This window comes from Hymenobacter jejuensis, assembly GCF_006337165.1.
Taxonomy (GTDB): Bacteria; Bacteroidota; Bacteroidia; order Cytophagales; family Hymenobacteraceae; genus Hymenobacter; species Hymenobacter jejuensis.
Genome location: NZ_CP040896.1, coordinates 1486965 through 1498900, shown reverse-complemented (window position 1 = coordinate 1498900; position 11936 = coordinate 1486965). Strand labels below are relative to the sequence as shown.

General features: G+C 55.3%; 10 protein-coding genes and 1 pseudogene. 7 read left to right on the top strand and 4 right to left on the bottom strand.

All coding sequences use genetic code 11. The features are described from left to right. Nucleotides 1-153: 153 nt before the first annotated feature. Nucleotides 154-939 (bottom strand): annotated as a pseudogene (locus tag FHG12_RS05990) (aldo/keto reductase). 222 nt (nt 940-1161) lie between these two features. On the opposite strand from FHG12_RS05990, the gene FHG12_RS05985 reads away from it, so the two are divergent. Then, nucleotides 1162-1830, top strand: a complete 669-nt coding sequence (locus tag FHG12_RS05985; protein ID WP_139514861.1) for a sce7726 family protein — start codon at nt 1162-1164, stop codon at nt 1828-1830. Between the two features lie 19 nt (nt 1831-1849). Here FHG12_RS05985 and dinB read toward each other — a convergent pair whose 3' ends face one another. Together dinB and FHG12_RS05975 are read right to left on the bottom strand one after the other, a co-directional pair. Then, nucleotides 1850-2932, bottom strand: coding sequence for a DNA polymerase IV (gene dinB, locus FHG12_RS05980; RefSeq protein ID WP_139517706.1), 1083 nt, complete (start codon nt 2930-2932; stop codon nt 1850-1852). Nucleotides 2933-3010: 78 nt separating this feature from the next. Next, the gene (locus tag FHG12_RS05975) at nt 3011-3994 is read right to left on the bottom strand and encodes a type I restriction enzyme HsdR N-terminal domain-containing protein (protein ID WP_139514860.1); all 984 of its coding nucleotides are present in this window, start codon (nt 3992-3994) and stop codon (nt 3011-3013) included. A gap of 162 nt (nt 3995-4156) precedes the next feature. Between FHG12_RS05975 and uvrA the strand changes: the two genes are divergently transcribed. The 6 genes from uvrA (at nt 4157) to prmA (ending at nt 10755) form a co-directional block, all read left to right on the top strand. Beyond that, nucleotides 4157-6991: an excinuclease ABC subunit UvrA gene (gene uvrA / locus FHG12_RS05970; RefSeq protein ID WP_139514859.1), complete on the top strand. Its 2835-nt coding sequence runs from the start codon at nt 4157-4159 to the stop codon at nt 6989-6991. 76 nt (nt 6992-7067) lie between these two features. After that, a complete protein-coding gene (locus tag FHG12_RS05965; RefSeq protein ID WP_139514858.1) occupies nt 7068-7469 on the top strand; it encodes a DUF2251 domain-containing protein in 402 nt (133 codons plus the stop codon). An 80-nt stretch (nt 7470-7549) separates the two neighbouring features. Then, nucleotides 7550-8350, top strand: a complete 801-nt coding sequence (locus tag FHG12_RS05960; protein ID WP_139514857.1) for a hypothetical protein — start codon at nt 7550-7552, stop codon at nt 8348-8350. 80 nt (nt 8351-8430) lie between these two features. Then, nucleotides 8431-9195 (top strand): triose-phosphate isomerase, encoded by a 765-nt coding sequence (gene tpiA, locus FHG12_RS05955; protein ID WP_139514856.1) that lies wholly within the window; start codon nt 8431-8433, stop codon nt 9193-9195. 99 nt (nt 9196-9294) lie between these two features. After that, nucleotides 9295-9681 carry a DUF6150 family protein gene (locus FHG12_RS05950; protein ID WP_230471311.1) on the top strand — a complete coding sequence of 129 codons (387 nt, stop codon included), beginning with the start codon at nt 9295-9297 and terminating at the stop codon, nt 9679-9681. A gap of 243 nt (nt 9682-9924) precedes the next feature. After that, the gene (prmA, locus tag FHG12_RS05945) at nt 9925-10755 is read left to right on the top strand and encodes a 50S ribosomal protein L11 methyltransferase (RefSeq protein ID WP_139514855.1); all 831 of its coding nucleotides are present in this window, start codon (nt 9925-9927) and stop codon (nt 10753-10755) included. Nucleotides 10756-10852: 97 nt separating this feature from the next. Here the strand turns inward: prmA and FHG12_RS05940 are convergent, their stop codons facing one another. Continuing rightward, a complete protein-coding gene (locus FHG12_RS05940) occupies nt 10853-11923 on the bottom strand; it encodes a glycoside hydrolase family 43 protein (protein WP_230471310.1) in 1071 nt (356 codons plus the stop codon). Between the last annotated feature and the right edge of the window lie 13 nt (nt 11924-11936).

Sequence of the window (11936 nt, the reverse complement as noted above, 5' to 3'; positions counted from 1 at the left end):
TTATGCCATGTAACACAAACGATTGTGTAAATATTTATGACACACAATGCAGATTGGGAGTACAAAAAAGCGGCTTCTGACGACCGTGTATTCAGGTCGTCAGAAGCCGCTTTGGGCTATAAAAGCCGTCTTACAACCCAGTTTTCGGCTGGTTTATTGGGCGTCGCTCAGCTTTTCTAGCTCGGCCATGTCTTCTTCCGAAAGCGAAATCGAAACGGCTTTGTAGTTTTCTTCCAGGTGCTTCACCTTCGACGTGCCCGGAATGAGCAGAATGTTGGGCGAGCGGTGTAGCAGCCAGCTCAGGGCAATTTGTTGGCGGCTAGCGTCGTACTTCTGGCCGATGCGATCGAGGCTGGCAAGCGCGTCGGTGTTGCCGCCGCTCAAGGGGTACCACGGAATAAAGGCCATGTTGTTTTGTTCGCAGTAATTCAGCTCGGCTTCCTACTTGCGGTTGTCGACGCTGTACATGTTCTGCACCGACACGACGGGTACGTATTCCTGGGCCTTCTGAATCTGCTCCACCGTCACTTCCGATAGGCCGATGTGTTTCACAAGGCCGTCTTCCTGCGCTTTTTGCAGAAATTCCAACGTGTCTTCAAACGGCACTTCCGGATCTACGCGGTGCAGTTGGTACAAGTCAATCTGATCAAGCTTCAGGCGTTGCAAGCTGCCTTCCAGCGCTTCGCGCAAGTGGTCGGGGTGGGCGTTGATGGGCCATTGGTTGGGGCCGGTGCGCAGCAAGCCGCCTTTGGTAGCGATAACCAAGCCTTTGGCGTACGGATGCAGAGCCTCGGCAATCAGTTCTTCCGACACGTTGGGGCCGTAGCTGTCGGCCGTGTCGATGAAGTTAATGCCCAGTTCCACAGCGCGTTGCAGCACCCTGATCGATTCATCGTGATCTTGCGGCGGGCCCCAGATGCCCTCGCCGGTAATGCGCATGGCGCCGTAACCCATGCGGTTGACGGTCAGATCTCCGCTGAGGGAATAAGTTGCCGGAAAGGCCGGCGCGGTTGTATTGGCCATTGGTTGTGAGCTAAAGTGTGTAAAAACGATAGATAAAAGCAATCTTCGCTTCTACGATTGAACACGCAAATAGGTCAGGCTTGAATATATAAGTAATTAATAATCAAATAATTATATAAGCTAATTTTTAATGCTTCCATGAACGATCCCGAAATCCGGGCTTTGCTGTATCCGCTGCTGCAAGGCGGTGTGTACGTCGATGAGCTGCCCACCGGCACCACCCGCGCCGATGTCGTGCACATCACCCCCGAGTTCATGCACGGCTACGAGGTGAAAGGCGACGGCGACACGCTGCAACGCGTCACCAACCAACTGCTTTGCTACGGCCAGACCTACGATTTTGTCACCTTCGTCGTGACCGAGAAACACTTGGATAAATTGCTGCCGCTGCTTCCGGAATGGGTTGGCATACTGATCGTTACCGCACAAGGTGATCTGCAAGCCCATCGCCCGGCGCAGTACAACAGCACCGTGGAGCGCTCATGCGTAGCGAGCCTGCTGCGCCTGGAAGAAATCAAGCAATTCCTGCTAGCCAGCGGCCTGTCGGGCGTGAGCCAATTGCGGCGGGGAGAAGTGCTAGGCTTGCTGCGTACCACCCACTTAGTGCCACTTTCGCGCCTGGCCCAATACGTCCGCGACCGCCTGATTCTGCGCTTGCCCCAGCGCCTGCTCGACCGCGCCGAACGCAAAGCCGAACGGCAGCGGTTCAGCGCGTTGTTTCAGAAACGCAAGCGCAAACCGCCGCGCCGCAAACAGAAAAAAGCTGCTGCGAAAAAAGGTAAAAAAGCCGCCGTTCGGCAGAAATAACCTAGAGCCTAGAGGTAGGCTAAAACGGCAACGCTAGCTGACGCCCCGCGGCGGGCGGCTCGTTGGTATCCAAATTGGACAGCGAAACCCCCAGCAAACGCACGCCTTTGGCCAGCGGCAGGAGCGCGCTGACCAGCTCGTTGCTAGTCTGCTCGATAATCGCCTTGCTGGTGATGGGGCCTAAATAGGATCGACTGCGGGTAATTTGTTGGAAGTCAGTATATTTCACTTTCACCGTGACGGTGCGGCCCAGTGTGCCGGCTTTTTCGCAGTAGGCCCAGACGTCCTCCACGCAAGGCTGCAACCCCGTCGTTAGCTCCTCTGGCAAGGTCAGATCCTGCTCAAAAGTGGTTTCCGACCCCACCGACTTGCGCAAGCGATCGGCCACGACGGGGCGATGGTCTTCGGCCCGGGCGATGGCGTAATAGTAGCCCCCGGCTTTGCCAAAATGCTGACGCAGAAAGGCTTCTGATTGCTGCCGCAAATCGAGACCGGTAAAAATGCCCAGTTGGTTCATTTTGGCCGCCGTCACTTTGCCGATGCCGTGAAACTGGCCCACCGCCAGCGCCTCTACAAACTTCAATCCCTCTTCTGGTTTTATAACAAACAGACCATCAGGCTTTTGATGGTCAGAAGCTAGCTTCGCCAAGAACTTATTATAAGAAACGCCTGCCGAGGCCGTCAGTTGGGTTTGGGCCTTGATTTCCGCCCGAATCTGCTGCGCAATCCGGGTAGCGGAGGCAATGTTTTTGAGGTTGGTCGTTACGTCGAGGTAAGCTTCGTCGAGCGATAACGGCTCAATCAGAGGCGTGTACTCGGCAAAAATGGCGCGTATCTGCTGCGAAATGGCCTTGTACACGTCGAAGCGCGGCTTCACAAACACCAGTTCCGGGCACCGCCGCAGCGCCACCGATGAAGCCATGGCCGAGCGTACGCCAAACAGCCGCGCCTCGTAACTGGCCGCAGCTACTACGCCCCGTTGTCGCGAGCCACCCACGGCCACGGGCCGGCCGCGCAGTTCGGGGTTGTCCCGCTGCTCCACCGAGGCATAGAATGCATCCATGTCTAGGTGAATGATTTTGCGCTGCTCTTCCTGCTCCATCATTAGAACGCAAAGATACCGTTGGGCAGGGTACTGCAGAGGCTTTCTTTAGCCGGTAAAAGAGCAAAACATTAGCAGCTAAAACGCCACTGCTGGAGCAACTTGTTGAGCAGAAGCCGACATTTTGCTGAACACGTATAAAGCATTAGCTAAGCAAGCAGATGCACTGTAGTTAGTATACACAAATATGGGCTTGTTCTGAAGGCTAAGCGAGTGACTGCTGATGCCTTGGGGTGGTTTCTGCCAAGAAAGCAGTGCGGTTTTTTTACCGGCCTTATCTGGAAATGGCAGTGAAATAGTTGGATTTTGCTTTATCAAATGCTCACAAGCTTCTATCAATATATCCTTCCAAGATTTGATAGCTTTTACTGTTCCATCTGGTAGCCGCAATTGGGTCGGCTTCTGGTTGGGTTGTAGTTGTAGCGTATGGACACGATCTAGCTCAACAAAGTGACTATTAGGCATTTTAGGTTCAGAAGAGATCACATTCTTTGTTTCAACTCTCCGAGGTGTTTCTAAAGTAACGGAATGAGTATAAGAAATTTGCTCATTATTTGGTGCAAATACCCCATGTCCACTGTGCGCCGCATCCAGCCACTGAATCAGGTGTAAAGCGCAGACTACCAAATCGTCCTGCAACAAGTTGAAGCTGGCGCCATAGTGCTGATTTCCTGGGTTGAATTCGCTGTAAAAATGCCAGTTAAGGCCATCAGTAATCAGGATCTTCTGCACCCCGAAGCCAAAGGCGTAGCTTAATAGCTGCTGTACCACACTGAATTTTTCAAGGTCCGATCCCAAGCATTTGGCTTCAACCAGCAACTCTATTTTGCCCTCGGAATTGTGGAGAGCATAATCGGCGCGCCAAGCAGTATTGATTGTTTTTTCCGGTTCTACCATGCGGATATCAGTAGTATCCCAGCCGAGTGTGCGCAAAATCGGATCAATCAGGGCTGCACGAGTTGCAGCTTCATTTTTGCGAAGTAACGCGGCATTAGTTTCGGCGTTGGTGCGGATATTTTGTAAGACACTATAAAGCGAGGCTAACGGACTAGAAATGGGCATTGGAAAACCATAAAATGATGTAATGCAATGTTAAGGATTTGCGAGCATGAGCTAGCGGTTCTTTAGCTGAGTTGCTGAATCCATACGCCCAACCCTCGTACCTTCGTAAACTCCTTTCGCCCGCCGGAAACCAAACCCTAGGCAAAGGCTGTTTACGCTTCTATGGCCCAAGAATCTCTACAAGTAGCCGCCCCCGCGGCCGACCCGATAGATCAGCTCGACCCGCGCGAATACATTCTTATTAAAAACGCGCGCGTTCACAACCTCAAGAATCTCAGCGTGGCCCTGCCGCGCAACAAGTTTATCGTCGTCACGGGCCTGTCGGGCTCGGGCAAGTCGTCGCTGGCCTTCGACACGTTGTATGCCGAAGGGCAGCGCATGTACGTGGAGAGCTTGTCGAGCTACGCGCGCCAGTTTTTGGGTCGCATGGACAAGCCCGACGTCGACTACATCCGCGGTATTTCGCCGGCCATTGCCATCGAGCAGAAGGTTTCGATCAAAAACAACCGCTCCACGGTTGGCACCAGCACCGAGATCTACGACTACCTGAAATTGCTGTTTGCCCGCGTTGGCCGCACGTTTTCGCCCATCAGCGGCGAGCAGGTGCGCAAAGACACCGTAGCCGACGTAGTTGATTATATGTTCGGCCTGCCTGACGGCTCTCGTACCATGATTCTGGCGCCGCTGCTGCCTTCGGAAGAAGGCCGGCCGATGAGCAAAGAGCTGGATTTGCTTTTGCAGAAAGGCTATTCGCGCATTGTCGTCGATGGCGAAATGGCGTTCATCGAAGATCTGATCGGCGAAGGCAAGCCGGAAGTGCAGGGCGAAGTATTCATCATGGTCGACCGCGCCGTGATTCGGACCGGCGACGAAGATTTGATGTTCCGCCTCTCCGATTCGGTGCAAACCGCGTTTTTCGAGGGCCACGGCACCTGCATTATCAAGCTCGACGAAGAAACGCGCCAGTTTTCGGACCGCTTTGAGCTCGACGGCATCGTGTTCGAGGAGCCCAACGTCAACTTTTTCTCCTTCAATAACCCGTACGGCGCTTGCCAGACCTGCGAAGGTTTTGGCTCGGTGCTGGGCATTGACGAAGACTTGGTCATCCCCGACAAAAGCTTGACCGTCTACGAAGGTGCGATCGCGCCGTGGCGCACCGACAAGCAAAGCGAATGGTTGAAGCCCCTGCTGAAAAACGGCATCCGCTTCGATTTTCCCATTCACCGGCCTTACAACGAGCTTTCGGAAGCCGAGCGCACGCTGCTTTGGAAGGGCAATAAGTACTTCGAAGGGCTTGATTCGTACTTCAAATGGGTGGCCACCCAAACGCACAAAATCCAGTACCGCGTGCTGCAATCGCGTTATCGGGGCCGCACCACTTGCCCCGATTGCCGCGGCACGCGCCTGCGCCACGACGCCCAATACGTCAAGATCGACGGCCAAAGCATCACGGACTTGGTATTGCTACCCGTAAGTAAGGCGCTGGAATTCTTTGATAATCTGGCACTTAACGAGCACGACGCCAAAGTAGCCGAACGCCTCAGCACCGAAATTACCAACCGTTTGGGCTACCTCAACCGCGTAGGCCTGGGCTATCTCACGCTCAACCGCCTGAGCAGCACGCTGTCGGGTGGCGAGTCGCAGCGCATTTCGCTGGCGACGTCGCTGGGTTCGGCGCTGGTGGGCTCGATGTATATTCTCGATGAGCCCAGCATCGGGCTGCACCCGAAAGATGCCGAGCAGCTCATCGGTGTGCTGCGCTCGTTGCAGAAACTCGGCAACACCGTGATTGTGGTGGAGCACGAGGAGAAGATGATGGAGGAAGCCGACCAGATCATCGACATTGGGCCGGAAGCTGGCTCGGGCGGCGGTCATCTGATGTTTCAGGGCACGTACCCTGAGATTCTGAAAGACACCAAAACCTACACCGGCCAGTACTTAAGCGGCAAGATGGAGGTGGCCGTGCCGAAAGATCGGCGGCCGTGGCGTAACGCCCTGGAAGTGACCGGGGCTCGCGAAAACAACCTCAAAAACGTGTCGGTGAAGTTTCCGCTGAACGTAATGACCGTCGTGACGGGCGTTTCGGGATCGGGCAAATCGACGCTGGTGCGCCGCATTCTGGCACCCGCGCTGGCCAAGCAGCTCGGCGGCGGGGCTGGCGAAGCGACCGGCAAATTCGACCGCCTGACCGGCGTAAACGGCCAAGTGACGCACGTCGAGTTTGTGGATCAAAACCCGATTGGAAAGTCAAGTCGTTCTAATCCAGTTACTTACGTAAAGGCTTATGATGCCATTCGGGCGCTGTTCGCCGATCAACCGTTGGCCAAAGCGCGCGGCCTAAAGCCTTCGCATTTCTCCTTCAACATCGAAGGCGGGCGCTGCGAAGTATGCCAGGGCGAAGGCCAGGTGAAGATTGAGATGCAGTTCATGGCCGATATCTACTTGACGTGCGAAAGCTGCGGCGGCCGCAAGTTCAAGCAGGATATTCTGGACGTGAAGTACAAGGAGAAGGGCATCGATGAAGTGCTTGACATGACCATCGCCGACAGCATCGAGTTCTTCAAAGACCAGCCCAAAGTAGCCGAACGCCTCAAGCCACTGGATGATGTGGGCTTGGGCTACATCCGTTTGGGGCAGTCGGCCAATACGCTTTCGGGCGGCGAGGCCCAGCGCGTGAAGCTGGCCTCGTTCCTGACCAAAGGCAACACGCTGCAAAACGACAAGATCCTGTTCATCTTCGACGAACCCAGCACCGGCCTGCACTTCCACGACATCAACAAGCTGCTCAAGGCCTTGAATGCGCTGGTGGAACAAGGCAATTCGGTCCTGATCATCGAGCACAACATGGACATCATCAAGTGCGCCGACTGGGTTATCGACTTAGGCCCGGAAGGCGGCATCAACGGCGGGCACTTGCTGTTTGAAGGCACGCCGGAGGAGATGGCAAAGCTCAAGGACACCAACCACACGGCGCGGTTCCTGGCCGAAAAGCTGTAAACGCCCGTTTGCCGTAAACTAAAGGAGCCGCAGCATTGCGGCTCCTTTTTATTTGTTAGTCAATCCATTCTGTATCATGAAATTAGCCGCAGAAGAACAGTTTTTAGTAGGTGGAAAAGAGATCTTTATCAGCAGCTTTCCCGGCAACCGCGACTTAGGAGTGATCTTTGAGGACGACGGCACTACGGGCTATTTCTACGCCGTAAATCAAGGCGGTGAAAGCATGGTCGTGGTGGATGCCATGCACATTTATAACGTCGACGATGTAGCCGACAAAGAGATTGCCGTCACCGGCCAGATTTTCTGGGACGAGGAAGAAAGCGCGGCGGCCATGATCATCAACGGGTATTGCCACGCGCTGTTCGACTTCAAGCGCCAAGCGGGTTTTTGCCGGAATGCCTACCCGCCGTCCATGACACAGCAAACCGAACCGCGCGAATTAACAGACGACATAATTCAGCAATACTTTGCGGCCTGATACCCGCCAAAAAAGCGCGATTACAACACCGAGGCGGTAGCTGCGTTGGGAAGAACACGCATTCTGTTTGTTTTGTACCCATGGCAACTACTGCTTCATCTGTTTCTTACACAAGCGCATCCGCGCCGGCGCGCGTCTGGCGGTGGCTGGCTGCGGCCACCGTTATCGGCAACATTGTGCTGAATTATTGGTCGAATGCGCGGCCGTTTAACGGGCAGTCGATGGGCTACGTGTCGGGCAAATACCCGACGCTGCTCACGCCGGCGGGCTACGCTTTCAGCATCTGGGGGCTGATTTTCCTGAGCCTGACCATTTATGCGGTGTGGCAACTCTTGCCCGCTCAGCGGCAACTGTCTCTGCCTGATGCAGTTGCAAAACCCCTGACGGTTGCCAGCGTCGCTACTGCCGCGTGGGTCGTGCTCTTTGCCTACGAGCTGATTGTGCCCAGCGTGCTGGTAATGCTCCTGATTTTGGGCGCGTTGATTATGGTCTATGGCCGCGCTCGGCGGCGTGTATTGCAGGAAACAGCCCCGCGCTGGACGAGCCTGCCGTTTGCGCTTTATCTGGGCTGGATTTCGGTGGCGTCGGTCATCAACGTTACCATTGGGCTGCGCCAACTCGGCTGGCAGCCGGCATTGAATATTTCTATCATTTTGACCCTGGCCTTATTCGCCGTAGTAGTCGCGTTGGGCCTGATTATCAGCAATACATTCCGCGAAATTGCGTACCCGCTGGTGATCGCGTGGGCGCTGGTGGCCATTTGGGTGTCGCAGCGCGGGGCCTATCCGGAGTTGGGGTGGGCAGCGTTGGCCGGAGCGGCCGTGGTGGCCGTGGGGGGCGTGTTGCTGGGGCTGAAAAAGTACCGCGTCCGGGCAGATTAGCTGCTGGCTTTGCTGCGCCGCTCGGGGTATTTATTGTTTCTTTGCTGACGTCAACGTACCTACAACACCATTCTACTAGTATGCGCAAGAACATCGTCGCCGGCAATTGGAAAATGAACATGACGTATCAGGACGGCCTCGCTCTGATCTCTGAAATCACGAACATGGTGGCCGACGAGGTGACCGGCTCTGAGGTAGAAATTGTGGTTTGCCCGCCGTTTCCGCTGCTGCACGCCATCGGCAAGCAGTTGCCCCAAAACGATCATTTTCACTTGGGTGCCCAGAACTGCCACCAGAAAGAAAGCGGCGCCTACACCGGCGAAGTATCCGCGAAGATGCTGCAATCGGTTGGGGTTGAGTATGTTATACTGGGGCACTCCGAGCGTCGGCAGTATTTCCGCGAAGACGATGAATTGCTCAGCCAAAAGCTAAAAGCCGCCCTCGGTGCCGGCCTGAAACCGATTTTCTGCGTGGGCGAATCGTTGGAAACGCGCGAAGCCGATGATACCAATGAGTTCATTGCCAAGCAGTTGCAAAACGGCCTGTTTCACCTCTCCAACGAAGAGTTCGACCAAGTGGTAATCGCCTACGAGCCTATCTGGGCTATCGGTACGGGCAAAACTGCCACCAGCCAGCAAGCGCAGGAAGTGCACGCATTTATCCGCGAGCAAATCGCTCGGGCCTACGACGCCGAAGCGGCCCTGAACACAACCATCCTGTACGGTGGTTCGGCTAACGCTCAGAATGCCAAGGAGTTGTTCTCGCAACCCGACGTCGACGGCGGCCTGATTGGCGGTGCTTCGCTCAAGTCGCGCGACTTCACCGAGATCATCAAGTCATTCTAGAGCCGGCCGGCTTCTGCTGAACTACTTGCTGAACTAAAGGTGGCCTAGTAGTTGTCCGGGGAATGCATGCGGCGCATGGTCGCGGTTTTTCGTTAGCTGATGTTCTTCTCCCTGATTTTTTCCGGCTTGTTGTGGCTGAGCGCCTTCACAACCCCCTCGCTGCCAGCCACTACGGTTGCGGCTGCATCGGCTGTGCGCTCCGTCGATCCGTGCCTGATTTACGGCTCAATCTATCTTGAAAGGGACCCGCGTCGCCGCAGCTACTGCTTTGCGGCCGCGTACGAAGAGCCCGACGAAGCCTTCGCCGACCTCATGGTGTTCAAGGAAGAGAACAAGCTTTTCGCCGACCGCGCGGGCTATTGGTACATCACCACCAGCCGCGATTTCGCTGATTACGTGGTGTTTGTGAGCGACAAGCGCGCGCTAGCCGACTTTGCTATCCACTACACAACCGCCCGCTCTTTTGCTGGCTGCCGCAAGCAGTAGCATACAACAAGTGCCATTACTATTAACCTTGTCATCCTGAGCGCAGCGAAGGACCTTATCCCGTAGCAACGAGATAAGGTCCTTCGCTGCGCTCAGGATGACAAGGTAGTTACTAAGTCACAGAATAAAGTAAAGCAGCACGAAGCGATAAATGCGCTTCAGTAAAACGCCACCGATTTTCCTGCGAACTTTGCCGTCCCGTTTCGGACGGCATTTTCTTTTTAGAACACCCAATCAATTCCCATGGATTTTGTAGAAGTGCGCGTGCAAGCTCCGCGCGAACTAGCTGATATACTGATTGCTGAGTTGGCCGAAGTAGGCTACGATACCTTTGAAGACAACGACGACGGCTTTTGCGCCTACATCGGCGAAGGCGATTTCAATCCCGATGCCGTGGCCGAAGTCATGTCGCGCTACGAAGCGCTGGGCGAGCTGGAGTTTGAGCACCGCGTCATTACCCGCCAGAACTGGAATGCCGAGTGGGAAAAGAACTTCGAGCCGCTGGTTATTGCCGATAAAGTGTCGGTGCGCGCTCCTTTCCACGAGCCACGGCCCGACTTGCAGTACGAAATTGTGATCATGCCGCGCATGTCGTTCGGTACCGGCCACCACGATACCACGGCGCTCATGATCACCAACCAACTGGAAATTGACCACCAAGGCAAGCGCGTGCTGGACATGGGTTGCGGCACCGGCATTCTGGCCATCATGGCCGTGCTTTTGGGCGCTGACTATGTGTTGGCCGTCGATGTAGAGCCCTGGACCGCCGAAAACGCTGCCGACAATGCCGTCGAAAACAACGTGCAGAACAAGGTAGAAGCACGGTTGGGCGACATCACGGCTTTGGATGGCGAAGCACCTTTCGACATCATCTTGGCCAATATCAACCGCAACGTATTGCTGGAAGACATGACCGCTTACGAGCGCTACCTCAAGCCGGGCTGCCCCATTTTGTTTAGCGGCTTCTACGAAGAAGATCTGGCCCTAATCCGCGCGGCCGCCGAAAAGGCGGGTTTCCGATACGAAAGCCACCGCATCCAAAACGACTGGGTTTCCGCTATTTTCTACAAGTAGCCCTTCCTGTTTTTACCTGTCCTGCCTCCTTTGGCGCACGCCAAAGGAGGCAGGCTGCTTTTTAAACCCATTTCATAAGTATTTGATCATAAGATGCTTATGGAATGGGCTGCGGCGTGTAAGTTGGGCCTTGACAGCGCGGACCTTCTTTTGTCCAGGCGAGCTTATCGATGCACATCTGGCGCTCTTTCATGCCTGCGTCCCAAGCGTGGTACACGAGATATTCGGTTTTGCCATCGGGGCCGATGACGTGCGAATGGTGGCCCGGTCCGCGCACGTGGCCTGCTACGGCGTGTAGCACGCGAGCGCCGGTGTCGTTGGCCGTGTCTCGGTAAGGACCCATGACGGTATCGGCCTCGCAATAATCTACTCCGTAGCGGGGCGTCAGGAAGTTCGCGCCGCTGTAGAAACAGTAGTATTTGCCGTTGTGCTTCCGTACAAACGGGCCTTCCAGCGTGTGCCACTCCGCGAACGTGCGGTTGTCGTAGAGGGGCATCGTGCGGTTTTTCTCGAATACCGTCCAGGGGTGCCGAGCCCGCATCACGGTGCGGCTTTCGTTGGCCAACTTCGTCATGCTGGTCAGCCGATCTACTACCAGACCCGTGCCGGGAAAGTAACCGTTGTCGGTGTCGATAAAGTCGCGCGCATAGAAGAGGTACCACTTGCCGTCGGTATCCTGAAAGGGATGGGCATCGATAGTAAACTTGCTTTCCGGTACGTCGAGCAGCGCTACTTCTTTATACGGCCCTTCGGGTTTGGTGCTGGTAGCCACATGCAGCCGGTGCCCCACCGAAGCCCCAATGGCGCCGCCCCCACGCGAGTAATACATGTAAAAAGTGCCGTTCTGATAGACAACTTCCGGAGCCCAAAACTCCGCCTTTTCCGAGCCGGCGGGCGGCGTAAGCGCGCCCCCAAGCTCTTTCCAGTCAACTAAGTTTTTCGAAGTGAGCAGATTGAAAATGCGCCCGTCCTTGGCGTTTTGCCCAGCAGTGCCAAAGGCGTAGTAAGTGCCTTTGTGGCTAAGCACAAACGGATCGGGCATAGAATGCGGATATACCGGATTGGTATAGGTGCGTGCCGCAGCGGCCGCTAAACTGTTGTGCATCAGTAAGGAAGAACCAACGCTGGCAGCAGCGTACTTCAGAAAATTGCGGCGGGAATGTGGCATAGCGGTGGGGTAG